The sequence below is a fragment of the Acinetobacter sp. ASP199 genome (assembly GCF_022700675.1).
Classification (GTDB): Bacteria; Pseudomonadota; Gammaproteobacteria; order Pseudomonadales; family Moraxellaceae; genus Acinetobacter.
Genome location: NZ_CP062182.1, coordinates 1,369,682 through 1,392,989, shown reverse-complemented (window position 1 = coordinate 1,392,989; position 23,308 = coordinate 1,369,682). Strand labels below are relative to the sequence as shown.

31 protein-coding genes, 1 pseudogene and 1 other annotated feature are annotated in these 23,308 nt (G+C 39.9%); of the genes and pseudogenes, 22 read left to right on the top strand and 10 right to left on the bottom strand.

Annotated elements, in window-relative coordinates; all coding sequences use genetic code 11:
• Positions 1 to 36 precede the first annotated feature (36 nt).
• Positions 37 to 219, bottom strand: a complete 183-nt coding sequence (locus tag IHE35_RS14705) for a hypothetical protein (RefSeq protein ID WP_346015089.1) — start codon at positions 217 to 219, stop codon at positions 37 to 39.
• Positions 220 to 323: 104 nt separating this feature from the next.
• Positions 324 to 554 carry a helix-turn-helix transcriptional regulator gene (locus IHE35_RS06540; protein WP_180030937.1) on the bottom strand — a complete coding sequence of 77 codons (231 nt, stop codon included), beginning with the start codon at positions 552 to 554 and terminating at the stop codon, positions 324 to 326.
• 130 nt (positions 555 to 684) lie between these two features.
• Between IHE35_RS06540 and IHE35_RS06535 the strand changes: the two genes are divergently transcribed.
• The 11 genes from IHE35_RS06535 to IHE35_RS06485 all read left to right on the top strand — a co-directional run bounded on the left by IHE35_RS06535 (position 685) and on the right by IHE35_RS06485 (position 6,767).
• The gene (locus IHE35_RS06535; RefSeq protein WP_180030939.1) at positions 685 to 1,425 is read left to right on the top strand and encodes a S24 family peptidase; all 741 of its coding nucleotides are present in this window, start codon (positions 685 to 687) and stop codon (positions 1,423 to 1,425) included.
• Positions 1,426 to 1,427: 2 nt separating this feature from the next.
• Positions 1,428 to 1,898, top strand: coding sequence for a hypothetical protein (locus IHE35_RS06530; RefSeq protein ID WP_180030940.1), 471 nt, complete (start codon positions 1,428 to 1,430; stop codon positions 1,896 to 1,898).
• Between the two features lie 193 nt (positions 1,899 to 2,091).
• Positions 2,092 to 2,334: a hypothetical protein gene (locus IHE35_RS06525; RefSeq protein ID WP_242789820.1), complete on the top strand. Its 243-nt coding sequence runs from the start codon at positions 2,092 to 2,094 to the stop codon at positions 2,332 to 2,334.
• Complete coding sequence (locus IHE35_RS06520) at positions 2,331 to 2,618, top strand: hypothetical protein (RefSeq protein WP_242789819.1); 288 nt, start codon at positions 2,331 to 2,333, stop codon at positions 2,616 to 2,618. Before IHE35_RS06525 ends, IHE35_RS06520 begins: the two co-directional genes overlap by 4 nt.
• Before the next feature lie 4 nt (positions 2,619 to 2,622).
• Positions 2,623 to 3,501: a PD-(D/E)XK nuclease-like domain-containing protein gene (locus IHE35_RS06515; protein ID WP_242789818.1), complete on the top strand. Its 879-nt coding sequence runs from the start codon at positions 2,623 to 2,625 to the stop codon at positions 3,499 to 3,501.
• Between the two features lie 23 nt (positions 3,502 to 3,524).
• The gene (locus tag IHE35_RS06510; RefSeq protein ID WP_242789817.1) at positions 3,525 to 5,132 is read left to right on the top strand and encodes a recombinase RecT; all 1,608 of its coding nucleotides are present in this window, start codon (positions 3,525 to 3,527) and stop codon (positions 5,130 to 5,132) included.
• 133 nt (positions 5,133 to 5,265) lie between these two features.
• Positions 5,266 to 5,490, top strand: coding sequence for a hypothetical protein (locus tag IHE35_RS06505; RefSeq protein ID WP_242789816.1), 225 nt, complete (start codon positions 5,266 to 5,268; stop codon positions 5,488 to 5,490).
• On the top strand, positions 5,490 to 5,771 hold the full coding sequence (locus tag IHE35_RS06500; RefSeq protein WP_242789815.1) for a hypothetical protein: 282 nt from the start codon (positions 5,490 to 5,492) through the stop codon (positions 5,769 to 5,771). Before IHE35_RS06505 ends, IHE35_RS06500 begins: the two co-directional genes overlap by 1 nt.
• Before the next feature lie 8 nt (positions 5,772 to 5,779).
• Positions 5,780 to 6,136 carry a hypothetical protein gene (locus tag IHE35_RS06495; protein WP_242789814.1) on the top strand — a complete coding sequence of 119 codons (357 nt, stop codon included), beginning with the start codon at positions 5,780 to 5,782 and terminating at the stop codon, positions 6,134 to 6,136.
• A complete protein-coding gene (locus IHE35_RS06490) occupies positions 6,129 to 6,488 on the top strand; it encodes a hypothetical protein (RefSeq protein WP_242789813.1) in 360 nt (119 codons plus the stop codon). The genes IHE35_RS06495 and IHE35_RS06490 overlap by 8 nt, the downstream gene beginning before the upstream one ends.
• Positions 6,489 to 6,767 carry a DNA-binding protein gene (locus tag IHE35_RS06485; RefSeq protein ID WP_242789812.1) on the top strand — a complete coding sequence of 93 codons (279 nt, stop codon included), beginning with the start codon at positions 6,489 to 6,491 and terminating at the stop codon, positions 6,765 to 6,767.
• Here the strand turns inward: IHE35_RS06485 and IHE35_RS06480 are convergent.
• On the bottom strand, positions 6,764 to 7,783 hold the full coding sequence (locus IHE35_RS06480; RefSeq protein ID WP_242789811.1) for a site-specific integrase: 1,020 nt from the start codon (positions 7,781 to 7,783) through the stop codon (positions 6,764 to 6,766). The genes IHE35_RS06485 and IHE35_RS06480 overlap by 4 nt on opposite strands.
• Before the next feature lie 279 nt (positions 7,784 to 8,062).
• Here IHE35_RS06480 and tusD point away from each other — a divergent pair, with 279 nt between their 5' ends.
• From tusD to IHE35_RS06460, 4 genes are read left to right on the top strand one after another with little or no spacing between them, the layout of a single operon-like run.
• Positions 8,063 to 8,431 (top strand): sulfurtransferase complex subunit TusD, encoded by a 369-nt coding sequence (gene tusD / locus IHE35_RS06475; protein ID WP_242789810.1) that lies wholly within the window; start codon positions 8,063 to 8,065, stop codon positions 8,429 to 8,431.
• Positions 8,432 to 8,475: 44 nt separating this feature from the next.
• Positions 8,476 to 8,826 (top strand): hypothetical protein, encoded by a 351-nt coding sequence (locus IHE35_RS06470; RefSeq protein ID WP_242789809.1) that lies wholly within the window; start codon positions 8,476 to 8,478, stop codon positions 8,824 to 8,826.
• 11 nt (positions 8,827 to 8,837) lie between these two features.
• Positions 8,838 to 9,122, top strand: coding sequence for a DsrH/TusB family sulfur relay protein (locus IHE35_RS06465; protein WP_242789808.1), 285 nt, complete (start codon positions 8,838 to 8,840; stop codon positions 9,120 to 9,122).
• A 16-nt stretch (positions 9,123 to 9,138) separates the two neighbouring features.
• A complete protein-coding gene (locus tag IHE35_RS06460; RefSeq protein WP_242789807.1) occupies positions 9,139 to 9,450 on the top strand; it encodes a TusE/DsrC/DsvC family sulfur relay protein in 312 nt (103 codons plus the stop codon).
• A gap of 181 nt (positions 9,451 to 9,631) precedes the next feature.
• Here the strand turns inward: IHE35_RS06460 and IHE35_RS06455 are convergent, their stop codons facing one another.
• Positions 9,632 to 10,156: a hypothetical protein gene (locus IHE35_RS06455; RefSeq protein ID WP_242789806.1), complete on the bottom strand. Its 525-nt coding sequence runs from the start codon at positions 10,154 to 10,156 to the stop codon at positions 9,632 to 9,634.
• 396 nt (positions 10,157 to 10,552) lie between these two features.
• Positions 10,553 to 11,020 carry a Cys-tRNA(Pro) deacylase gene (ybaK, locus tag IHE35_RS06450; protein ID WP_242789805.1) on the bottom strand — a complete coding sequence of 156 codons (468 nt, stop codon included), beginning with the start codon at positions 11,018 to 11,020 and terminating at the stop codon, positions 10,553 to 10,555.
• Between the two features lie 869 nt (positions 11,021 to 11,889).
• Here ybaK and aroQ point away from each other — a divergent pair.
• The 3 genes from aroQ to accC are packed head-to-tail and all read left to right on the top strand — an operon-like array spanning position 11,890 to position 14,164.
• Entirely contained in the window at positions 11,890 to 12,345 is a 456-nt protein-coding gene (aroQ, locus tag IHE35_RS06445; protein WP_242789804.1) for a type II 3-dehydroquinate dehydratase, read from the top strand.
• A gap of 16 nt (positions 12,346 to 12,361) precedes the next feature.
• Positions 12,362 to 12,778: an acetyl-CoA carboxylase biotin carboxyl carrier protein gene (accB, locus tag IHE35_RS06440; RefSeq protein ID WP_004809213.1), complete on the top strand. Its 417-nt coding sequence runs from the start codon at positions 12,362 to 12,364 to the stop codon at positions 12,776 to 12,778.
• 21 nt (positions 12,779 to 12,799) lie between these two features.
• A complete protein-coding gene (gene accC, locus IHE35_RS06435; RefSeq protein WP_242789803.1) occupies positions 12,800 to 14,164 on the top strand; it encodes an acetyl-CoA carboxylase biotin carboxylase subunit in 1,365 nt (454 codons plus the stop codon).
• A 69-nt stretch (positions 14,165 to 14,233) separates the two neighbouring features.
• Here accC and IHE35_RS06430 read toward each other — a convergent pair whose 3' ends face one another.
• On the bottom strand, positions 14,234 to 14,659 hold the full coding sequence (locus IHE35_RS06430; protein ID WP_242789968.1) for a hypothetical protein: 426 nt from the start codon (positions 14,657 to 14,659) through the stop codon (positions 14,234 to 14,236).
• Positions 14,660 to 14,986: 327 nt separating this feature from the next.
• Here IHE35_RS06430 and IHE35_RS06425 point away from each other — a divergent pair, with 327 nt between their 5' ends.
• Both IHE35_RS06425 and IHE35_RS06420 read left to right on the top strand, forming a co-directional pair.
• On the top strand, positions 14,987 to 16,414 hold the full coding sequence (locus tag IHE35_RS06425; protein WP_242789802.1) for a diguanylate cyclase: 1,428 nt from the start codon (positions 14,987 to 14,989) through the stop codon (positions 16,412 to 16,414).
• Positions 16,415 to 16,450: 36 nt separating this feature from the next.
• A complete protein-coding gene (locus IHE35_RS06420; RefSeq protein WP_242789801.1) occupies positions 16,451 to 17,941 on the top strand; it encodes an amidase family protein in 1,491 nt (496 codons plus the stop codon).
• 19 nt (positions 17,942 to 17,960) lie between these two features.
• Here the strand turns inward: IHE35_RS06420 and IHE35_RS06415 are convergent, their stop codons facing one another.
• Both IHE35_RS06415 and IHE35_RS06410 read right to left on the bottom strand, forming a co-directional pair.
• Entirely contained in the window at positions 17,961 to 19,127 is a 1,167-nt protein-coding gene (locus tag IHE35_RS06415; RefSeq protein WP_242789800.1) for an MFS transporter, read from the bottom strand.
• Positions 19,128 to 19,835: 708 nt separating this feature from the next.
• The gene (locus IHE35_RS06410; protein WP_242789799.1) at positions 19,836 to 19,976 is read right to left on the bottom strand and encodes a hypothetical protein; all 141 of its coding nucleotides are present in this window, start codon (positions 19,974 to 19,976) and stop codon (positions 19,836 to 19,838) included.
• Between the two features lie 222 nt (positions 19,977 to 20,198).
• Between IHE35_RS06410 and IHE35_RS06405 the strand changes: the two are divergent.
• A pseudogene (locus tag IHE35_RS06405) lies at positions 20,199 to 21,451 on the top strand (IS3 family transposase).
• Positions 20,474 to 20,590: a sequence feature (AL1L pseudoknot), on the top strand. (Overlaps the previous pseudogene by 117 nt.)
• A 221-nt stretch (positions 21,452 to 21,672) precedes the next feature.
• Positions 21,673 to 21,933 (top strand): WYL domain-containing protein, encoded by a 261-nt coding sequence (locus tag IHE35_RS06400; RefSeq protein WP_346015088.1) that lies wholly within the window; start codon positions 21,673 to 21,675, stop codon positions 21,931 to 21,933.
• Between the two features lie 262 nt (positions 21,934 to 22,195).
• On the opposite strand, the gene IHE35_RS06395 is transcribed toward IHE35_RS06400, so the two are convergent.
• The gene (locus IHE35_RS06395; RefSeq protein ID WP_242789797.1) at positions 22,196 to 22,480 is read right to left on the bottom strand and encodes a hypothetical protein; all 285 of its coding nucleotides are present in this window, start codon (positions 22,478 to 22,480) and stop codon (positions 22,196 to 22,198) included.
• A gap of 381 nt (positions 22,481 to 22,861) precedes the next feature.
• Positions 22,862 to 23,149 (bottom strand): hypothetical protein, encoded by a 288-nt coding sequence (locus IHE35_RS06390; RefSeq protein ID WP_242789796.1) that lies wholly within the window; start codon positions 23,147 to 23,149, stop codon positions 22,862 to 22,864.
• Between the last annotated feature and the right edge of the window lie 159 nt (positions 23,150 to 23,308).

Here is a 23,308-nt window from a genome sequence, read left to right as displayed (position 1 = left end):
ATATGTGTTAAATTCAACATTGGTTACCAACCTCGTTTACTTGTCTGAGTGAACGGCAAAAATGCTCATCTGGTCGCACAGATGGGCTTTTTTTGTGCCTGTAATTTTTGGAAGTGGCTCTGGTGTGAGCTCAAAAGACGTTTCTACGGTATCTGTGGTCAGACGCATGAGAGATGCGAGATTCTGTAAACGTTCCCGAACTTCCGAGATATTCGCCATGCCTAAACTTCTAGCGTGCTCAGACAACGTTTTGTTTTCAGATCTAGCAATAGCTTCCAAATCACGTTTTTCTTCATATGTGCATTTGAAAGTGATGCTTTCAGTTAATTTTTCAGACATTGCTCGCCCTCATTACTGCCTGATAGCACCTTTTCGTGATGCAGTTTTTTCAAGCCTTCAGCGATTTCATAAGAAATACGCTTCCCCTTCTTTCCAGTTTTCAGATCACTTATGTAGTTCTGGGAACAAGAAACACTCTCAGCGATCTGATGCTGGGTCATATTTGCCTTCGTTTTGTCTTGAAGGTCCTTAATTAGCTGACTCCAATTAGTCATCACTTAACTCCAATTTATCGCTTTCTCGATAATACTATCTTTATTGCGATATTTGTACAACTATTTTTAACGCCATTGCGATTTGTTTTTAAATCACAATAGCGATGTATCGAGACTGGAAATCAAACAAATGACACTAGGTAATAGAATTCGAACACTACGAAAGTCGCATGGCCTGTCACAGCCTGCACTTGCTAAAAAAGCTGGGGTAACACAATCAACAATTTCGGACTTAGAAAACGATAAGAAAAGCACGTCTGCAGATAACCTTATGGCGATTGCCAAGATTTTAAAAACTTCTCAGGAATATCTATTGACTGGGGAGCATCCGGAAAGAATGGATGCTATGGATAAAATCATTGAATTCGAACGTCAGGAAAGAGTTAGAAAAGAAGCGTTAGAAGCGAATAGCCACTTAATAAATCTAGACAGTATTGAGGAAGTTGAAATTAAATATTTTGATGATGTTCATATCTCTTGTGGAACCGGCTCATTTGCAGAAGTGATGGAGCAGCACGCAAAGAAAATCACTGTAAATAAAAATGCACTGACAGATAGAAACATTCTTAGAGAAAACTGTGTTGCCCTTCCAGCTATAGGCGAATCAATGTTCCCGACCATTAAAGACAAGGATATCGTTTACGTGGATTTGGGACGTAAGACGATCAAGGATGGTAAGGTATTCGCCGTATGTCATGGAGGATTGTTTAAATTTAAACGCTTATATCAATTACCACTGGGTGGCGTGCGGATCGTAAGCGACAATGCAGCTGAATATCCTGAGGAAAGATTGACTGCGCAAGAAATTATTGATCAGCAATTTGAAGTCATTGGCTGGGCTTGGTCTTGGCAGTCGATGGAGAGCTGGTAAACATGGACTTTGTTATAGGGGTATTATCCTTAATCGGCCTGATTGTTGTTTCTTGTTTGGGTTGGATAGCTTTTCAAACTTATCGACACGTAAAGCCAAAAGTTTTTGATGATGCACTTGAGCTAGTTAAATTTATAAGAACTGTCTACGAGTGCAAACTAGAAAACAATGTTCCGCTTTATGGTTTTGTTGTTTCAGTTTATCAAGATGATTCACTAGTTGAGGCATGGGTGTCGGATAAACCACATTTAAGTGTGCGCGTTCCACTAATCACTAATGGTGAAAAATTAGAAATAGATGCGGTTTGCAATAATCTTAATGCCGATATTAACAAAGGTGATTTTGTCGCCGTACTCCCCTTGTACAATCAGCGCCACAATCTATGGGCTTATATTTTAATAGCCAAGTTAGAGCCGACTTACTTGGGTAGAAATAAAGGGTTTAAGATTAAGGAAAACTATTTAAGAGACTAAACGTATAACCTTTCAGTCAAACCCATCTTCTAGATGGGTTTTTTATTGCTATAGAAATTATTATCTTTTTTGCGATATTTTTACCCCATCGCTATTGACATATTTATATCGTTAATGCGATATTTATCTCGTACCCAATAAAAAGCCCGCAGGGACTGGAAATCTAGCGGGCTTGCAAATATGCGAGATAAGTATGAAACAAAATCCTATTCAAAGCAACCTGCCAGAGTTCGGCCAATCAAGCCAAACGTCTGAGCGTTTGTACCAGCATCCAGTTAAAACCAACAAGCTGACGAACATTGCAAGCAACATGGCTTCTATCGCACTCATCGTTACCATTCTTGGTGGTCTTGCATTGATGTTTGTGCATCAGGCAGACAAAGAATCTGAGCGTCAGGTGGAAGCCATTAGCACGTCTGTTGGGGGTGCTAAATGATAGATCTACGCGATCAATTCGCCAGTGCAGCATTGCAGGGGCTTTTATCCAATCCACAAAACTGGATGGTTGAAAGTGAAGTGCTTGCATCTGCTTCATATAAACATGCTGACGCAATGATTGCTGAGCGTGAAAGCGGCTCTGTAGACAGTGTGTATAGCACCAAGCAGGAACTCATAAAAGCTATTAAAGAACAGCATGGGCTTGATGTAAGTAATCTTCATTTTTTAACAACTGGTCATCTGATCTTTATTTTAAGAACTGGCCGGATTACTGCGGGGTAACTTCATGAATGCTTATATCGAACTACCAACGGCACAGCTCATTGAGAAAATGAGCAACGATGAATATCACGCACGCCCTGAATTCAGCTCAAGCCAGTTAAAAGACATGCTGCGTTCTGGTGCTCACTTCTATGTGAACAGTATTAGCAAAGAAGCAAAGAAAGAAGCTTCAACCGCTATGAACTTCGGCACATTGGTTCACACCATGTTCTTAGAGCCTGAGCAATTTGAAAATGAATTCGTGATTGCGCCTAAATTCAATCGCCGTACCAAAGACGGAAAAGCAGAAGCGGAAGCATGGGAGCTGGCAAACGCTGGGAAATTGGCTGTCACTGAAGAAGATGTGGAGAATGCAGCTCGCATGGCTACCAACCTTCGTACGTTAAGCAGCTATGCAGACATGCAAAATAACTACGGCATGCCTGAAGCAAGCTTTTTCTTCACCGATCCAACCTATGACTTGCAGCTGCGTATCCGTCCTGACTGGCACATTGCCCCATGTAAGGCATTTCCGTTCGGTCTGATCCTTGACCTTAAAACTACAACCGATGCACGTCCGAATGCCTTCTCTAAAAAATGCGGTGACTTTGGTTATGACCTGTCGGCTGCTATGTACCGCGAAGGCTTCCAAGAGTACTACAGCACTGATGAAAAACCACCGTTTGTTTTCCTTGTGGCTGAAAGCGCATTGCCTTTCAACGTCAAACAGTACAAGGCATCTGACCTGTTTTTAAGTGTAGGTGAAACTCGATACAACAAGTCCAAAGCCCGACTGGCTGAGTCGCTACTCATTGATGAATGGGACGGCTACCCAACCGAAATGGAAGAAATTTATTTACCGTCTTATATGACCAAACAAGCTTTAGAAAACGATTTTAACTAATTTAATTTATAGGAATTTTTATCATGAATGCTCAAATCTCTACTGCTCCACAATCAAACTCTGTTGGCCTTTTAAATCTTGAAGCTTTTGAACTGTCACAACGTGTGGCCAAAATGCTGTCTAGTTCTACCCTGGTACCGGAACAGTATCGCTCTGTGATCAAGGTTAAAGCTGGTAAAGATCAAAGCGGTCAATGGATGTACCGCGATGAAGAAAACCCGAATGGTCTATCTAACTGCATCATTGCATTGAACATGGCGAACCGTATGGGTGCAGATCCGTTAATGATCATGCAAAACCTTTACCTGATCGAAGGTCGTCCATCTTGGTCATCACAGTTCATCATGGCATCAATCAATAGCTGTGGTCGCTTCTCTGCCCTGCGTTTTGATCTGGAAGATCTAGGCGAAAAAGAAGTCGAGTATCAGGAAACTGTCTGGTCTAACCGCCAAAAACAGACAGTGACCAAGAAGATTAAAATTCAAAACTTTGCATGCACAGCCTGGGCGATTGAGCGTGAAACAGGTGAACGTCTGAACTCATCCAAGATCACAATCGAAATGGCCGTGAAGGAAGGCTGGTATCAGAAGAACGGATCTAAATGGCAAACCATGCCTGAACAGATGCTGCGCTATCGTTCTGCTTCATTCTTTGGTCGTGTCTATGCACCAGAGTTATTGATGGGCTTGAAATCTGCAGAAGAAGAACAAGACCAGATCATTGACGTTACACCGGATCAGGAGCTGGTAGTAAAGGCTGATACAGCACAGTTAAAGCGTGAAATCCTTGCCGTTAAATCACCTGCCGAACTGAATGCTTTAGAAGAAAAAGTATTCGATATTGCAGATGACTCGGCACGTAAAGAACTTACAAAGCTGGTGAATGCTCAGGCGCAAAAGTTCCAGCCTAAGGTAGTCGAAGAAGTACCAGCGGAAGACAAGCCAAAGCGTACGACTAAATCAAAAGACGCGAAGCTTATTGAAAAATTTACTGAGAACTTAAAAACGTGCACCAAAGAGTCGGAATTTGCTGATTTACGCATTCAAGTCATCAATGAAGATGGTCTGAATATCGACCAGCAAGAAGATCTTATGAGAAAGATCAATGAACGAGCTCAAGAATATTTGGCTTCAGAAACTGAGTCATCAAATGAGTCGACTGATAACAACCTGAGTGTTGATGAATTGAAGCGCCTTCAACAAGAAGCTGAAGCACTGGTACAGCAAAAGAAACAGCCAAGCTCTGCGGAAATGAAAAAGGAATATGCCAAAGCCTTAAATACGGCGAAATCACTGGCCGATGTTCTGGATATCGAAGAACAGATCGAAAATGACAATGCTTTGACTCAGGCAGACTTCCAGTACCTACAAGCCAACATCGAGCAAGTACGTGCCAAGTTTGAACAACAACAAACCCCAACTGTAGATCCTCTCAAAAGTGGGTCAGTTAAAAGCGGTCTTATCCTACTGATCTCTGATGCCAAGAACGGTGAAGATCTTCGACAAGTTGCCCAGCAAATGAATGCAGCGAAGCCGAACTTGACCAGTGAGCATCAACAGGAATTGCTGCAAGCCTACCAGCAAAAAAAGAAATTGATCGAAGATCAGATGGATATGTTCCCAGGCAACTAAACAGGATATAGCCACACCTTCGGGTGTGGTCCATAAGGATGATGATATGGGATTGAAAGAATTACTTATTGGATTAACGGTGCTAGGCGTGATTGGCATCCTAGTAATAGTAGCTCTGGTGACTGGTGGTTAAATGAAAAATATCCCTTTTACACTTCGTACACCATTTAAAAACTGGTTGGTTAAAAATGGCTATCGTGGTGTGAATCGTGGCGACCACATGACCGCCTGGAAGCCGAAACACAAACAAGTTGAGATTATCGGCTTGCAAATGAACAAGCCCTGTCAGCAAGTATTTAAAGCGTTCCTGAATCAGTATCTGGAACATGGTAAAGAATTTTTAGAGGAATTGGCGTGATGAAAGCTCAAAAAATTGACGTAACCAATGTCCTGCAAGGCACTACAGAAGATATAGCAAACCAGATTTTCAAAATCTTCATTGGTCAAGTGCATGACAAAATGCAAAAAAATGATCCAGCTCAAGCCTTAGATTTTGCTTTTCTGGTTGCTGGTAATGGGATTGCAGGTTTGCTGAATCAGGTTGCAGATCACCAGCTTGATGATATGGCCAAACTGCTTCATGAGATGGTAGACGAAGTAACTGAAAACCTGAAAGCGATGAAAATAAAGAAAAGTTGAGGTGTGGGATGGATATTCAAAATTTTATTGAAGAATTTAAGAAAACATATGTCTATGACATTCTTTCTCAAACACTTTCTGATGAGCAACTGTTTGAGCATGTGGTGGATGGTGATGCGGTGCTTTGGTTTAAAGAGCAAACACGCCAAATGTGGCTAATGTGGGAGAAGGCTCAAGCCCAAGCGGTGCCGGACATGCACACACCGGTTGTTTTAGCCCTTGAGGATATTCAATCCAAAATCGCGCAAGCATCATTTTTAACCATGGATGCCGATAATGAAAATGAAGTTTACGCGGTTGATGCAAATGAGCTTGCTGCATACATCAATGAATTGATCGAAGCTCAGGATCCAGCCAATGACTGAAATTCAACAAAAAATTGCTCTGGCCAATCTCATGATTGATCACCTTTATAAAGATAAGCCTCTTCAGCTGTTCATGAGTGAAAAGCAGTTCGCCATGTTCATTAGTATGGTGGAAAGCTCAGGTATAGATATTGGCTTCTCAGTTAAGAATATTGCTGACCAGGTACGTATCGGCATTGATGAGAAAAATGTTGACCGGATCTATCACGTACTTTCCACTTTTATTGAAAAGCATCAGCAGCCGAAAAACTGCATTGATCAATTCATTGCAAGCGGTGAATTTGATAAGGCTTTTAAAGATGTGTTTGGGTTACCTGAAACGGTAGTAAAAAGCTTAAAGGAGGTATCTTGAATGGCTCGTTACACCATCACTGTTGAAGCCGAAAGACCGCCTCAAATCATGTTGGGTCAGACTATTGGCGGTGCAACGGTGAAGGAGTTAAAGGAAGTTGAAGTCGAATTGGTTTCAGCTTCTCACCTGGCTCAAAAATACAATTTGTCAGTGACCACGATTCGGGAAAAGTTAGCCCCGATTAATCAAGGTACACAAGGCAAGGCACTATACAATCCACGCCTTGCACATGACTTGCTGACCGTGAAAGTTAAAAAAGGCAGACCGAGAGCGAATTAGCTCTCACTGTCGTTGAACATTTCCACCAGATCTTGAGCGTCTGGATTGTAATAAGTATTCACCAGCATCGAAATCGTCTTGTGGCCTGTAATCTTGGCCAACACTTCTACCGGTAATTTCCTCACTTTCACCATTCTTGTAATAGCTTCATGCCGCGAGTCATGGAAGTTGATATGCGGCAGCCCTGCTCTTTTCTTAGCTCTTACCCATGTGGCGCAACATTGATCTTTATCAATTGGCAAAAGTTGATTATTGGTTTTAGGCAGTAATGATAAAAGCCGCTTGGCTTCTTTAGATAATGGAACGTTTCGGGATTCACCATTTTTAGTCATCGGTAAATGTACAAAGCCTTCTTTAATATCCTGTCTTTTCATTGCAAGGATTTCACCCTGACGCATTGCAGTTTCCAAAGCAAACAGGAATGACCAGGCTACATAATGGCGTGATGTTTCGGGTGTCGTGGTTCCATCCCAGCTTAATGCCTTGAGCATTAACGCCTGATCTTCCTCAGTGATACGCTGACTTCTTGATTTTTCTTTGCCTGGCATCGTGACTGAATGCCACACATTGGAATCAATCAGAAATAGCTCTTTCATAGCATAGGTGAACACGGCTGAATAAATCGCATGCTCATTCCTGAGTGTTGCCACTTTTACTTCTTTCTTACGGCTATTTCGCCATTCTGCAATATCGGCAGGCTTAAAGTCATAAATAGACTTGTCTACTAAATTTGGTGCAATTCGATCAAGGTTTTTTATTTTGAAATTAATAGTCCGTGCAGATCGCATGTGCCGACCATGCTCTTGATAGTATTTGGCGCATAGATCCCTAAATGGATAAGCAGGCTTCTCACCTTGTTCGATTGCTTTTTTACCGGAGCGAAGCTCAAGCAATTTGTTATAGGCCCATTGCTCACATTCTTTTTCTGTGTCGCGTGTAGCTGAGTATCGTTTCTTGTCAAAAGTTACAATGATCCGCCAGCTGGAACCCCGCTGGATGGGCTTTGGTATTTTCATATTGTTGGTGCAGATTTGGTGCAGATTACTTTTTATTCTAGCGATAAAGTTAAAAAATAAAAGGAAATAGATAGCATTTTGTGCAGATATGTCAGAGGTTTAGTGATGGTATTTGATTGATACATGGTTTTAAATTATTGTTTTTATTAGTTTAATTTTATTTTTACTTTTAATTTTTGTCTTATTTTTAGAAAAGATCATCTAAAATCATTGTATACTACCTTTTTATTATGTAGCCCAGATCAACTGCTTAGGTTGATCAAGCCTGTAGTGAATTTCATGAGCACCTTAATTCTTATTACCTCCGCCCCGACGTCGATACATGCTTGGCATGCCTTGGGAATTGCCAAAGCATTTCAGCAAAAGCAGGAAGACTTTCGGGTTTTCTTTTACCAGGACGGTGTGTCGGTTGCCAATGCTCTGCAATGGGTACCGGATGACCAGCGTCACCTGACCCGTGAGTGGCAGTCCTTGCAAATACGTCTGCCTGTGTGTGTAAGTGCGGCATTAGCACGTGGTATTACAGATCAGGAGAATGCTCAACGTCACAATATTCAACAGCATAATCTTGCAGATCAGTTTGAATTGGTCGGATTGGGCGAACTCGCTGATGCTGTTCAGTCTGCACATCGTCTGCTTCAATTCTAATCGGTCTATTTTTTGGGATATGTTGCTTTTAAAAGGTATATTGTGTGAAATCTGTACTCGTTATATTAACTCAATCGAATCTGAATTCCTTGCAGGTTCATGAAAGTCTTTCTGCGACCATGGTACTTGCAACCTTTGGTTCAGACGTGAAAGTCTTATTACAAGGTGCAGCTTTAAGCCTATTACGTTCAGATCTGCAATTTGAACAGCTTAAACATGCGTTCAAAATTGCTTCCAACATGGTCGATAGTTTTGAATTTTATGATCTGACCCCAATTCTGGTCGAAAGCAAAAACCAAAATTCGCCTTTTATACAAAATACTGAGCAAGAAATTGAATTTATCCAATTGAATCCAGCCTTTATTCAAGGCTTTGACCATGTATTGTATTGGTAAGGTTGCTCACTATGTCTGATAAAACTCTTTATATGCTTCAAGCCAGCCATGCGGCTACAGCACAGATTATCGAACAACTGTCCCAACTCTATAGCGAAAATGATCAGGTAATTCTGATGGGCGATGCAGTCTTGTCAGTTGAGCATCCATTTATTCAGCAGCTGAAACAGATTTATATTCTGGAAAATGAGGCTGATTTATTGCCTCAACCAGAAGTAAAAAATTTGAAAATTATTAACTATGCCGAATTTGCAGAACTATGCTTAGGCTTTAGTCGCTGTATTTCTATGAAGTAACACATACGGATCTATCATGAATTTAGAGTTAGACCAAGATGGTCATTTAGTTGACTATACCATCTGGAATGAAGACGTCGCACAGGTGCTTGCCGAGAGCTTAGAGTTAAAACTGACCCCTTGGCATTTTAAAGTCTTACAGGCTGTACGTCAGTTTTATCAACAGTTTGGTCATTCTCCAGCGACACGTCCTCTCATCAAATTCCTGATGAAAACTATAGGGCCTGAAATCAACAATGCCGTACTTCAGGAAAAATTTAATACAGGCTTGGTAGCACGCCACCTTAGCCGTTTGGCAGGCATTCCTAAACCGGCGAATTGCCTTTAAGCAGATATATAATCACTACTCATGCAAGTTTAAAAACGATACAGTTTACTTAACTTGCATGAGATAGTTTTTATATCCCGTAACTAAGATTGTAAAGTCTGCAATCATACAGACCTTCATCGCTCAGCTTAATTCTGAAGAAACACTTTAATACATCACACTGATATTGTTCACCTCTAGATCATACCGTGCTTAAACTCATCTCATTAGAAAATATGTTTGTTTCATAATAAGAATAGCGCGTTTTCAATTTTGCCGATGCTCGTGTCAGCTCATGTTGGTACTCAGGCAAGAATGTCTGTAGCAAATTAATATTGGCAAGTGCCTCCTCCTGTTTAAGCGCCTTATTTTCCAATAATGCTTGTTGCCTGTTTAGAAATATTCTCAGCTGCAAATATTCAGGCTTATGTCCATCCTGCATTGCAAATAACATACTGGCAAAATCTGAAACGAACTGAGCACGCTGTTGGTTCAAAGACTGAGATTGATTCCGCACCACTCCCCGACGCTGTACAGCCTGATTCAAACTTTCTGCCTGACGGTCTAGAAGCGGCGTATGGGTATTCATCCCATAAAAAACCAAACCGCTGGTGCGGTTCAACCCCAATTCTTCCCGATGTATTTCATGATGAACCTGATAACCAATCAACCCTAAGATTAAAAATAGAGCTACGGTACTCAGCAGGTAAACGCCTCTTTCATTCATACGCCACCTCCCGGTTGAAACCGTGCAGAAGTGATTCCCCAGATGACAGAAATGGACCAACGGTGTTTAAGTTGAATAACAATATCCATGAGCAATGCTCCAATTTATTTTTCTTTTAATTTCTTATTCTTATAAGCAATTCATGGTTGCCTTTGCATTAAAACAATATACAAATGCAAAAAAAATGTGTAGCTCTTTCCGACCAAAAGAAAACCCGAATTTTACTATTCGGGTTTAATTAAAATACTAATCAATGTCTTTGTAATGGCTTTGTTGCATAAACATTTTGCAAGGCACTGATTTTTAAAGGTTTGTGCAAATTTCAACCTAAGAGTAAATTTAATAAAATCATATTCTTAGGTATTTATGCAACAAAGCCTTTTGTAATACATTAAATTATTCATCAACTAGATCAATAAAAGGTGCATTCAAAACCTTGGCCAAATCACCCGGTTTTAAACCAATATCCAAACCGCGCTTGCCGCCACTGACATAAATTTTAATCAGCTTTTCTGCTGATGCATCAATTACAGTTTTCAGGCGTTTCTTTTGTCCTACTGGACTGATTCCACCCACCAGATATCCAGTTAATCGCTCTGCCTGTTTAGGATCTGCCATCTGCAATTTCTTGCAACCAAATGCAGCAGCTACTTTTTTAAGATTAAGCTGATGATGAACAGGTAATACTGCCACAAAATATTGCTTTTCATCTGTGACTAATAACGTTTTAAAAACCTCTTCAACCGCCAGGCCTAGTTTTTCTGCCGCTTCCAAACCAAAGCTTTTGGCATTGGCATCATGTTCATATTCGTGAATGCTATATTCGATTTTATTGGCTTTTAAAAGTTTGCAAGCTGGAGTCATAATATTGACTATTTTGTTCTAGAGAGCTGCATTATATAAAATTCCAACATCTCGCGAACATGCCTAAACGATCTATAAAATATTTATTGGATAAAGTTTCCGCAAAAAGCGTTATTACAAGATGCTGACTATCATCGAGCTGACCTGCTGTTACCATTTATCAATTTATTAGACGACCTTTTGCCAATTTAAATGCTTTATCTTTTGGCTGAATATTCAGCATTGAATACAATTCTATGAACATTTCAGTCAATCTCACTATTTCGTAGTACAGGAATTAAACATAGGGCGAATCAACAACTTTAACTTACTGCCTGATTCCATTGTTAAGCTCAGGAGATGAATATTTTTCTATGACTACCAGTAAATTCAATTGCTTTAAAATATCAGCTTATTAATATATTTTTATGAATTAACTTAATTAAATTCAATAATTTATACAAAAATAATTCATAAAACTAAAAGGATTATATAAAAAACCAGTATGAGGGCTTTTTAAACAAATCTCTTTTATCATTAAAATTAAAAATGAATAAGCTTTAAACCTTAAATACTGCAAACATCTAGCAGGATCTGATCAAAAATAGTTGACTTCTTTATTGTCTGTCGGCAATGTTACATAAACATTATTAACTATTTTAGCCAATTAGGCTTACAATGTAAAAATCCGACATAACTCCCATAAATGTCATTTTTTAACATTGCCAATTCCTTGCAAAGTTCTCATTATATAGCCCACTATCAGGCAGGCAACTTCTACACCAATTCAGACAAAATTTTTATAAAATGTAGAATTTCATGCCATAATGAAGGAAGTTTGCTGACATCTTGCAAACTTCTTTTGAAACTTTTGAATTGGAGCAAGCTGAATGAGTTCGACCATTTTGGTCATTCATGGACCGAATCTTAATTTGCTGGGAAAGCGTGAACCAGAAGTATATGGTCACTTAACTCTTGATGACATCAATCAGCAGCTCAGCGCTCAGGCTAAAAATGCCACCTTAGAATTAGACACTTTCCAAAGCAACTGGGAAGGTGCCATTGTCGACCGAATTCATCAAGCACAACAAGACGGCGTGCAATACATCATTATTAATCCTGCAGCTTTAACGCATACCTCTGTTGCAGTGCGTGATGCACTTCTTGGCGTTGCCATTCCATTTATTGAAGTCCATTTGTCTAACGTTCATGCACGTGAGGCATTTCGACATAATTCATATCTGTCCGATAAAGCGATCGGCGTGATCTGTGGTCTGGGTGCAAAAGGCTATGCCGCTGCCCTCGATTACATCATTGAAAAAATTCAATCTTCTAAGCAATCTTAATTAGGAATACTGTCTCATGGATATCCGTAAAATCAAGAAACTCATCGACCTGATGATTGAGTCTGACTTACAGGCGATCGAAGTTAAGGAAGGAGATCAATCCATTGCCTTGACTCGTCGCAATCCAGTAGTTGCAGCAGCTGTTCCTGCAATGCCCGCACCTGCAGCTGATGTACCTGCTGCGAAATCTCCACGTGGTGCTGTGGAAAAATCTCCGATGGTTGGTGTGTTCTATGCAGCACCAAGTCCAGGCGAAGCACCATTTGTGAAAGTGGGTCAAACTGTTTCTGCTGGTGAAACACTTGGTATTATTGAAGCCATGAAAATCATGAACCCGATTGAAGCAACTCAGAGCGGTGTGATTGAAGAAATTCTGGTGAAAAATGGTGAAGTGATTCAGTTCGGTCAGCCACTTTTCCGTTACCGCGCTTAATCACCTCGGGGATTCATAATAATGTTGCAAAAAGTTTTAATTGCAAACCGTGGTGAAATTGCCCTGCGCATCACCCGAGCTTGCAAAACTTTAGGAATTAAAACTGTCGGTGTCTATTCAGACGCTGACAAGGACTTGATGCACCTACGTTTCTGCGATGAAGCAGTATGTATCGGTCCTGGCGCAAGCAGTGACAGTTACCTAAATATTCCAGCGATTATTACAGCGGCTGAAATTACTGGTGCGGATGCGATCCACCCGGGTTACGGCTTCCTGTCTGAAAATGCTGAATTTGCTGAAATTGTTGAAAGTTCTGGCTTTATCTTTATTGGTCCACGTCCGGAACATATTCGTCTGATGGGGAATAAGGTTTCTGCGATTATTGCCATGAAAAAAGCCGGCGTACCAACAGTACCAGGCTGTGATCATGCAGTAACCATTCATAATGCCCTCGCTGAAGCCAAAGAAATCGGCTTCCCGCTGATCGTAAAAGCTGCTGCGGGTGGTGGTGGTCGTGGTATGCGTATCGTTGAACGCGTTGACACCCTGCTCGAGTCTGTACAAGCTGCACAGCGTGATGCAGAAATGTGGTTCGGCGATGATACGGTTTATATGGAACGTTTCCTGCAAAAGCCGCGCCATGTTGAAGTACAGATCTTGGGCGATGGTAATGGCCATGCGATCCATCTGTATGACCGTGACTGTTCTTTACAGCGCCGTCACCAGAAAGTACTAGAAGAAGCTCCTGCACCAAACTTGCCTGAACAGGCACGTGCTGACATTCTGGAAGCTTGCGTGAATGCATGTAAGTTAATGCAATACCGCGGTGCGGGTACATTTGAATTCCTGTTTGAAGACGGCGAATTCTTCTTTATTGAAATGAATACCCGTGTTCAGGTAGAACATCCTGTCACTGAAATGGTGACTGGTGTGGACATCATTGAACAACAGCTTCGTGTTGCTGCCGGTCTGGGTCTGGATATTCAGCAAGAAGATGTCGTTGTTAAAGGTCATGCGATTGAATGCCGTATTAATGCGGAAGATCCATCTACCTTTATGCCATCTCCAGGCATGATTGAGACGTTTTATACACCAGGTGGTGCAGGTATCCGTTTAGATTCGCACATCTATCCAGGTTATAGCATTCCACCGTATTATGACTCGATGATTGCCAAACTGATTGCACATGGTAAAGATCGTGAAACGGCGATTGCCCGTATGAAGCAGGCACTGGATGAAATGATTCTGACCGGCATCAAGACCAATATCCCGCTGCATAAAGATCTGATCCTTCAGGATGAGAACTTCTGTGAACAGGCAATGGATATTCACTATCTGGAAAAACATCTGCTTAAGCAACTTGAAGGTGCTGAAGAAAAAGTTTAATCCTTTTTCAGTATCCTCAATAAAAAACCGCTGATCATTCAGCGGTTTTTTATTGTCTGCCATACAACCCTAAGGAAGAATGCGTCTTAACGTCGCAAAACACTGCTCTGCCTTTTCAGTAGCACAGAAGTTAATCGTATGTGGATTCTGCCATTTCACAAAGTACTGTGAGACTTCACCTGACTGGTCTTGCTGATTTCCAGAACAGTCTTTCTGGTTATTGTCATACTTCACCTGGAGAATTAAGGCCGGAACCTGTGCTGTGGTATCTTGCGGTAACTGATAGTCATAAATGCCTGATGACCATTCATCACCACTTTTGATAATTACATTGTTATCACTTTTAAAATTATAGTATTCAACACATTTGCGATTATTCGGGATTTCCATTCCCCATAAGCCCATAATTTCAGGACGTATCACGACACGGAATGTGTTGGCAACAGCCGGAGCTTGTGCTGCTGTTTGGGTATTTTTATTTACATCTGCAGCCATCGCCCAAGTGGTTAAGGTAAGCAGCATAAGGCTTAGACATGTTTTTTTCATATTAAAAGTAGTATTCCTTGGATTGTCCCTAACTTAGCATATTTTTAACATTGGGGAGTATGGCGAAAAGTTATTTCATCTGCTTAGATAAAAATATCAGTTAGATACATAATAGCCATTTCTTTTCCACATTAATTTGTTTATATTTTGTACTTATGCAATTTTAAGTATTGATTAAATTACAAACAATCAAAAACAAGAAGAAAAATCTCAAAGCTTATTTAACTAAAAACAGCATGTGATTTTTCATTGTAAATATACTAAGGTAGCTTTATTTTGCGATTTGCTGATTTTAAAGAAAAACAACTGGATCCGGATAGCTCTGCGTATCTCATTATTGCACTGTTAATTCTTATCTTTAGCTTTATTGGCATTGCAACGCGACCAACAGGTTATTTAGCATTTTTATGGCCCGCCAATGCAGCTCTACTCGCCTTCTTTTTACGCTTTCCACAGCTCAACAATAAAGGCGGCTGGTTAGGGGCATTCAGTGCATATATGTTTGCAGACCTACTCACAGGCAACTTTTTTCTACAAAGCCTTTTCCTGACACTTTCAAATCTGTTAAGTACTATTGTTTCCCTATTCTGTATCCGTTATTTCAAGATTAATTATAAATACTACAACAGCGGGTTTACCTTTATTCACCTGTTTGGTATTTGCGCTTTTGCAGGATGTTTGGTCAGTGCAGCATTTGCTGTGATTACCTTGGTGAATATCCCAGGTTCCTTTATCACCCCTGAAAACATGAAAATTGACTTTTTACTGTGGTGGACGGGGGAAATGGTGAACTATATCATCATTTTACCATTGATACTTGCCTTCCCTACTGCCAAGCAAATTCGTTATTTTGCAAATAACCGTAGAAAAAAAACTTATTCTTTCAGCTATTTCCTACCAATGATTACCGTAGCGGTCTGTGTGGTCTTAACTCATCTTTTTGCCGGGCCTGGTGCGTTAATTTATCCTCTGGCAGCTTTAATCTGGGCAGCACTCACTTACCGTATTTTTACAATTTCGATTATTAATACATTGGTTCTGATTACCACTTACAGCAGCCTGACACAGATCTATCTGGCTGATCAAAGCCTTGCAGATTCTACAACTTTTGTGTCCTTACGTATTGGTCTGTTTATGCTGGCACTGGCACCTCTTATTCTCTGTATCATTAGTCAAAACCGGAATGAGCTATATAAACACGTGCTTTATCTAGCAAATTATGACAGTTTGACACGCACTATGAATCGTCATTACTTCTTTAAAGAAGGCGAAAATTTACTGAAACAGGCTAGAAAATTATCGTTCTCTCTCATTATGCTGGATATTGATTACTTTAAGCGGCTCAACGATCAATATGGCCATCATGTGGGTGACGCAGTTTTAAAACAATTCTCAGAGCTGGTGCGTACCAATCTGCGCAGTAGTGATCTGTTTGCTCGGATTGGTGGTGAAGAGTTTGTCGTCTTAATGTGGGATATAGAACACGATGAAGCCCATTGGGTGGCTGAACGCATCCGTGATCTGGTGCAACAAACGCCGATTTATCTGGAACACGGCAAATCGGTGCATATCACGGTCAGCTTGGGCATTACCCATCAGGAAGCACCACAACAGACAGAATTGCAGGATCTTATTAATATTGCGGATCAGGCGCTTTATCAGGCCAAGCATATGGGGCGTAATCAGGTTGTACTTGCATCTTAAGCTTTTTAACTTTTATTTATTCAAACAAGGAATGTCATGAATTATCAGGAATATCTTAGCTATGATGGTCTGGGACTGGCCGAACTGGTCGCAAAAAAAGAAATCCATGCTTCCGAGTTGTTGCATATTGCTTTAGAACGCAGCAATCAGGTCAATCCTGAATTAAATGCCATCATTATCCCGATGCATGATTATGCCCTAAAACGTACTGAGGCAAATTTATCGGGTCCTTTTGCTGGTGTGCCTTTCCTGGTTAAAGATCTCTTTCAGGAGTATGCCGGTTATCCGACCTCATATGGCTGTACCGGCTTTAAACGTATTGGCTATATTCCGGATACCAATGCTGAAATTGTGAATCGCTGGGAAAAGTCCGGCATTGTAACTTTTGGCCGGACCAATACTCCTGAATTTGGAATCAAAGGCATTACCGAGCCAGATGCCTGGGGTAGCTGTAAAAATCCGTGGAACTTAAGTCATAACAGTGGCGGTTCATCGGGTGGTTCTGCTTCTGCTGTTGCAGGTGGTATCGTGCCGATTGCCGGTGCCGGTGATGGCGGTGGTTCGATTCGAATTCCTGCTTCTTATTGCGGTCTGTTTGGGCTAAAACCAAGCCGGGGACGTATACCTTGGGGGCCACAAATGAGTGAAGCCATGCATGGTGCAGCTATTCAGCATGTTCTGACCAAAACTGTCCGTGACAGTGCGGCAATGCTAGATGCCACGCATGGTGAAGATCACCATTCCATGTTCAAGATCGAACGGCCGCATACACATTATCTTGAGATTATTCAGCAACCACTCAAAAAACTGAAAATTGCTTTTAATTCCAGATCTCCTATTGGCACCAAAATTTCCAAAGATGCAGTTCAGGCCATCGACCAGACAGTGAAACTTTTGGAATCATTAGGTCATGAGGTGATTGAGGATCATCCATCGATTGACGGCATGCAATTGGCCAAGGATTTCATTACCACATGGTTTAGTCAGTTCTCTTATATGCTTGAGGAAATCCGTAGACAGTATCCATCTAAATCAACTGATTTTGAGCTGGACTCTCTAGTGTTATCGGCTTTTGGTGCCAAAACTACCGCGCTTGAATATATTCAGAACCTAAACAACTGGGGTATTTATGTTTCCCAGATGAATCATTTCTTTGACCGCTATGATTTATATCTGACACCTGCAACGGCGTCGGTGGCACCACGCAATGGTGAAGTAAAAACACCCGCTTGGCAAAAACCGATTATAAAAGCATTACTCCGTATGGGTAAGGCACATCTATTGGCTCAGGGTAAACTGGTTGATCAGATCGTCAAAGAGAACCTGAAATGGGTGCCATTTACCCAGTTATCCAATATTACAGGACTACCAGCAATGTCAGTACCTCTGTACTGGAATGAGCAGAATCTTCCGCTAGGATCTCAGTTTATTGCACCTTTTGCGCGTGAAGATCTGTTATTACAGCTGGCTGCACAACTAGAAGAAGCGCAACCCTGGTTTGATCGTTATAAAGATATTCAGATCTAATCATTCAAGAATCATGACTTCAGGTGGACTTTGCAGGCTCCACCTGATTGGGCAAACCAGATAGAAATAGCAAACCTATCAATGTAGCCGCAGCGGCATATATAAAGATAGTCGTACCGCCAAGTTGATCCCAGTACTGACCCGCAAGAATACTACCACTAGCAACACCAATTCCCCACATGGTGCTATATAATGCTTGACCTCGTCCCTGCTGTCCTGCCGAAAAGTTCTGGAAAATCACCCGCATCGCAATCATATGAAACAGGCCAAAACTAAAGGCATGAATACTCTGTGCAATAAACTGTGCCATAAATAGTGAAGGCAGCAGACCTGCAATCAGCCAACGTAATCCTGTCAGCAACAAACAGATAATTACCAGTGTTCGCCACGACCAGCGATTAAAAAATAAAGTCGCATAAGCAAACATGATAATTTCCGCAATAACACCAACCGACCATAGCAGCCCAATCTGACTGGTACTATAGCCATGCTGACTTAGGAAATTACTATAGAAACTATAAAATGGCGCATGGGAAAACAGCATAATCAGTTCAATGATGAAAAAACTGTAAACCACGGGTCGTTTCAAGATCGGCCATAACGGTTCAAGCTGTTTCTGTGCTGAGGGCGCCGTCGAAGGTTCCTTAATGCTAAAGGACCATATAAAAGCGAGAAATGAAATACACAGCAATAATACTGGCAGCATACTGACCGGGATAATTTCAAATATTGCACCAACAGCAAAGACGCCAATAATAAAACCCACTGACCCCCATTTACGTACTTTGCCATATAGCTCAGCACGTTTTTCTCCGAGCCAGAAAAGCGTCACACCTTCAAATTGTGCCAGAATGGCATTTTGGAAAAAGCTAAAAATCAGCATCAGCAATGCCACAGACTGAAAGCTATTCGGAACGATAAAAATCATGAACCAGATACAGGCTTCCATCCATGTAGCTATGCGCACCAGCAGCATGCGTTTACCAGATTTATCTGCAATCCAGCCCCAAATGAGTGGTGCAAAAAAGCGAGTGACAATGGCAATTGAAGATAAAATCCCGATCTCTGAATAGCTGAAACCTTGATCTTCAAGGTACAGGCTCCAAAACGGCATGAATGCCCCAACGATGGCATAATAAAAGAAATAGAAACCGCCGAGCCGTGACTGGATGGGAAGATTGAGCATTGAAAGAGCTTTACCTGAGAATTTATAAACTTAAAATATTTAAAACTAAATCACATTGTATTCGTTTATCTTCATTCCAGTTCAAAAATCGACAGAATTTATTTTTGTGGGTTTTGCAAATCTTATAAATGATTTTTCTAAAATTTTAATCAATTCTTTGTTAATTAAATCATTTTCACATATCAATTGATGTCTCGTGTTTCAGATTAAGAATAACACTACCTTATTTCCTCAAAATTCAACAATTGATTAGAGAAAGATCTAAGCTTAAATATCAGTTAACATCTAATACTGGTTTCTTTTTATGATTGTTTATCAGAGTTTTATATTTATCAGTATTCATATACACCACCCAATAAGTAACCTCCCGAAGGAGGTTTGATTACAATGTATGGGCTAGGACGTAGATGAATGTACTAATAATTACGATAGCCAATAAAGTGATCAAGATTTCAATCTTAGTCATTAAAAGACTCCCCCTGAATTCTTGCTGCTTATATTGTAGCTTATCTTAACATTCAACCCTAGATATAAAGGGTTACTAGAAATTTTCAAATATGTGAATTTCATTAAGAGTGAAAGATACCAATATTCTTTTCAATAAACAGTCTACTTAACCAAAGGATTAATTTAGCTAATATTTGATTATTATTTTTTCTTTTCTAAATAGTTGAAGACCCCACTCATTTGTGAGGTCTTTTAATCCATTTAAACAGTGGTATTTTGCGCCTTAGGATCTGTTTCAGCTTCATGTTGAGAACAATTCTTTGCATTTCCCTTTTTGCATTTGGCCTTCTTATAACAATACCCAGCCAATACACCTGCACCAATCAAAGTTAATAGTTTCATTGTTCACCTCAATGTATCAGAAATCACAACCTATATAGGTATCATTTATATGGAGTGCATTCCAAAGCTATTTAGAAAGTTTTTTTAAATGAAAGGTTAATTTATGTGTATAAAATAAAAAAGCTCACATTTCTGTGAGCTTTCCCCTTAATCATTTTGAACCGTACCGGGTTTGTCGGAGAGTCAATATTCTGAGTGAGAAGCACTGCTTCGCAAGGTTCGATGACAAAATTAAAATATACCCCTGAAATCAGAGAAAGAGCGGTTCAATTATTGATTGAATCTGAAAAAGATTATCCATCGTATTGGGCTGCGATCACCGCTATTGCTCCTAAAATCGGTTGTACTCCTGAAACACTTCGTGCCTGGCATCAAAAGCATTTAGATCAGCAAAATCCTATTAAAGTACAACAGATATCTGATCAAGAAAAAATGAAGCAAATGGAACGTGAAATTAAAGAATTAAAGCGTGCCAATGAGATTCTACGTAAAGCAGCCGCTTTTTTCGCCCAGACGGAGCTCGACCGCCCACACAAATAATGGTGGATTTCATCCATAACAATAAAGATCGATATGGTGTTGATGCGATTTGTAGGATTTTACCGATCGCAGCTTCAACCTATTACCGAACTCTAGATCTCGCTGATGAAAAGCATCGCTTTGCAAGGGAACATCGAGCGAAACGTGCTCTGCATGATTTACATCATGCAGAGCAAATCAAACGTATTTGGAAAGAAAGTTCAGGTCGATACGGTGTGCGTAAGATCTGGCAACAACCAACTGAAACGTGAAGGTTATGTTATCGCACGTTGTACAGTTGCTCGATTGATGCAGAAGCTAGGTATACAAGGTGTTTGGCGTGGTAAGAATAAACAAACTACTCGTAACCGAGATGACCAAAAACGAGCAGATGATTTAGTGAAACGTAATTTTAATGCTGATCATCCTGACCCTTGCGAAGCAGTGCTTCTCAGGTGAGTGACTTTACGTATATTCAAACAAATTCAGGCTGGATCTATACCGCCTTTATTATTGATGTGTTCTCACGAGCAATTGTTGGATGGAAAGTATCTACACGGATGAATACAGATATGGTGCTTGATGCATTAGAGCAAGCATTGCATGATCGAGGCATGCCAAAGAATGTGATTCATCATTCCGACAGAGGTGTTCAATATCTTTCTATTCGCCATACCAATCGTTTAGAAGCAGCAAATTTACGAGCATCAGTCGGTACGACTGGTGATTCATACGATAATGCTTTGGCTGAAACAGTGAATGGCTTATACAAAACAGAGGTGATTGAATATCTAAAAGCAGATTGGCAAGGTTTAGCAGATGTACAACTTGCGACACTAAACTGGGTAGATTGGTTCAATAAAAAGCGTGTACACAGTGCACTGGGTTATGTATCGCCTTTTGAGTTTGAAGCAATGTACTATGATAAGATTAACCCGTTAGGTCAGGTGGCCTAACTTAAATAAAAAAGTTTCCGACAAACCCGGTACGGTTCATATTAAGGATAATCAACCAAGTTATAGCTGATTAAAATAGAAATTGTATTAAGGAATGAATACACAATAAAACCATAACCTTCTAGAGATACTACATCATAAAATTTTGATTGGAATTATTTTTAAAACATCATTTTATCAGTTGTATTTCATGCGACATTTATATTGATATCGAGGTTAATATGAATACTCGGCATATCAAAGAGATAATTTCCTCAGCTGGACGCAACTTGCATACCATTATCATCACTGCCCGTGAAGATGATGGTTCGATTGAAACACGTGAGGCGGAACCCTATAGTTATCGTCGTAAAGGTAAGACTGAGAAATTTTTCTGTTATGACATCCGCAGAGATGGTATCCGAAACTTTCATGTGGATCATATTATTTCCGTTGAAGAAACAGACAATACCTTTTATCCGCGCTGGATTGTAGAGGTATAAACTCAAGGATTATCAAAAGAGTTCTGCAAAAAAAGCCATTATATTGGAATGCAAGCTGAGTTTGAGGAATCTCATAACACCAATGAAACTACAGCTTTTTTCTTATTGATTATAATAATCTTTTATGAAAAATAGTAAGCTTAATTTTTGGATATAGAACTTGTAATTAACTTGCCGATTATAAATTCATTCAGAAGTTATATTGAGTTATAAATACCCAAAAGAAAACCGCCTTATGGCGGTTTTCTTCAGTTTTCAACACTTAACGTTGTTGTCCACGTTGATTTTGTTGATCACGCTGATGAGACTGTTGTGTTGAATCCTGCTGCTGACCTTGTTTATTAGGTTGCTGCTGTTGTTGCAGATCCTGCTGATTCTGTTGATCTTGCTGGTTCTGCTGATTTTGCTGACGTTGATTTGGGTTTTGTTGATTTTGCTGGTTAGGCTGTTGCTGTTGCTGTTGATTTGGATTTTGCCACTGGTCTTGCTGGTTTTGCTGACGCTGTTGCTGATTCTGGTTCGGATTTTGTTGGTTTTGGTTAGCCATTGGAGACGCTCCTTTTTCCTTTATAAGTAAATGAACCGGTCTTTACGAGTTCAGTATTTACTCTACAGCCTTCTGCATAAACTCCAAGTAATAACCTGTTACAGACTAATTCAATGTAAAATAAATTGATTTAACCCATTGATAATCCATTTTTGTACTTACAATATTTACCCAAGCATTGCGTAAATATTAAGAATGACTACTAATATATGCAGATGAAATCAATATCTTTAAAAATGCAAAATTTCAATCTGGTAAAACATAAATATTCTATATATATTTTTTTAAATTATTAATTATGAAATTTAGATTTGATATTTTTTTCAGAAAGTAAAAATCCTGTATAAAGCTTTGAGCTACCTTATACAGGGAAAAGTTAAATCAGTTACATACTAAATTAAAATAAGAACCATTTTTAGGAAGATTAAATACTCGGGTTGAGTATGGTGCAAAAATCCAGTTACCTATCACTCGATTCTGAGTATAGCCCAACCAGTTGGTATAGCTTTCTACCATATTACAATTTTGTACATAAGCAGAATCGCTAACTCCATGTGCTACGACATAATTACCGTAATCTGCCACGACATGAAGATTAACCAAAGCATTCGCTTGTGAAGAAAGACCGAATATAAAAACAAAAGGTACTGCTGCTAAAAGTTTTTTCACGATATGTCCCCTAAAAAATGAAGGACAATTCTATTTTTAATTATTAATATTTACTATATAAAAATGCACAAAAATAAAACAGACTAATGCTTTCAATATTTTAATTGCGGTAATATAAAACACTTTGTTTAAATATAATTTAATAAAGTCTATTTCATT

Coding starts and splice junctions, on each gene's coding strand:
- IHE35_RS06515 (WP_242789818.1), top strand. CDS start 2,623: ATGAATGCTTATATCGAACTACCAACGGCACAGCTCATTGAGAAAATG.
- IHE35_RS06420 (WP_242789801.1), top strand. CDS start 16,451: ATGAATTATCAGGAATATCTTAGCTATGATGGTCTGGGACTGGCCGAA.
- accC (WP_242789803.1), top strand. CDS start 12,800: ATGTTGCAAAAAGTTTTAATTGCAAACCGTGGTGAAATTGCCCTGCGC.
- IHE35_RS06530 (WP_180030940.1), top strand. CDS start 1,428: ATGGACTTTGTTATAGGGGTATTATCCTTAATCGGCCTGATTGTTGTT.
- IHE35_RS06505 (WP_242789816.1), top strand. CDS start 5,266: ATGAAAAATATCCCTTTTACACTTCGTACACCATTTAAAAACTGGTTG.
- IHE35_RS06510 (WP_242789817.1), top strand. CDS start 3,525: ATGAATGCTCAAATCTCTACTGCTCCACAATCAAACTCTGTTGGCCTT.
- IHE35_RS06540 (WP_180030937.1), bottom strand. CDS start 554: ATGACTAATTGGAGTCAGCTAATTAAGGACCTTCAAGACAAAACGAAG.
- IHE35_RS06480 (WP_242789811.1), bottom strand. CDS start 7,783: ATGAAAATACCAAAGCCCATCCAGCGGGGTTCCAGCTGGCGGATCATT.
- tusD (WP_242789810.1), top strand. CDS start 8,063: ATGAGCACCTTAATTCTTATTACCTCCGCCCCGACGTCGATACATGCT.
- IHE35_RS06525 (WP_242789820.1), top strand. CDS start 2,092: ATGAAACAAAATCCTATTCAAAGCAACCTGCCAGAGTTCGGCCAATCA.
- IHE35_RS06520 (WP_242789819.1), top strand. CDS start 2,331: ATGATAGATCTACGCGATCAATTCGCCAGTGCAGCATTGCAGGGGCTT.
- IHE35_RS14705 (WP_346015089.1), bottom strand. CDS start 219: ATGGCGAATATCTCGGAAGTTCGGGAACGTTTACAGAATCTCGCATCT.
- IHE35_RS06490 (WP_242789813.1), top strand. CDS start 6,129: ATGACTGAAATTCAACAAAAAATTGCTCTGGCCAATCTCATGATTGAT.
- IHE35_RS06455 (WP_242789806.1), bottom strand. CDS start 10,156: ATGAATGAAAGAGGCGTTTACCTGCTGAGTACCGTAGCTCTATTTTTA.
- IHE35_RS06400 (WP_346015088.1), top strand. CDS start 21,673: ATGAATACTCGGCATATCAAAGAGATAATTTCCTCAGCTGGACGCAAC.
- accB (WP_004809213.1), top strand. CDS start 12,362: ATGGATATCCGTAAAATCAAGAAACTCATCGACCTGATGATTGAGTCT.
- aroQ (WP_242789804.1), top strand. CDS start 11,890: ATGAGTTCGACCATTTTGGTCATTCATGGACCGAATCTTAATTTGCTG.
- IHE35_RS06430 (WP_242789968.1), bottom strand. CDS start 14,659: ATGGCTGCAGATGTAAATAAAAATACCCAAACAGCAGCACAAGCTCCG.
- IHE35_RS06465 (WP_242789808.1), top strand. CDS start 8,838: ATGTCTGATAAAACTCTTTATATGCTTCAAGCCAGCCATGCGGCTACA.
- IHE35_RS06395 (WP_242789797.1), bottom strand. CDS start 22,480: ATGGCTAACCAAAACCAACAAAATCCGAACCAGAATCAGCAACAGCGT.
- IHE35_RS06535 (WP_180030939.1), top strand. CDS start 685: ATGACACTAGGTAATAGAATTCGAACACTACGAAAGTCGCATGGCCTG.
- IHE35_RS06460 (WP_242789807.1), top strand. CDS start 9,139: ATGAATTTAGAGTTAGACCAAGATGGTCATTTAGTTGACTATACCATC.
- IHE35_RS06500 (WP_242789815.1), top strand. CDS start 5,490: ATGAAAGCTCAAAAAATTGACGTAACCAATGTCCTGCAAGGCACTACA.
- ybaK (WP_242789805.1), bottom strand. CDS start 11,020: ATGACTCCAGCTTGCAAACTTTTAAAAGCCAATAAAATCGAATATAGC.
- IHE35_RS06415 (WP_242789800.1), bottom strand. CDS start 19,127: ATGCTCAATCTTCCCATCCAGTCACGGCTCGGCGGTTTCTATTTCTTT.
- IHE35_RS06495 (WP_242789814.1), top strand. CDS start 5,780: ATGGATATTCAAAATTTTATTGAAGAATTTAAGAAAACATATGTCTAT.
- IHE35_RS06410 (WP_242789799.1), bottom strand. CDS start 19,976: ATGAAACTATTAACTTTGATTGGTGCAGGTGTATTGGCTGGGTATTGT.
- IHE35_RS06485 (WP_242789812.1), top strand. CDS start 6,489: ATGGCTCGTTACACCATCACTGTTGAAGCCGAAAGACCGCCTCAAATC.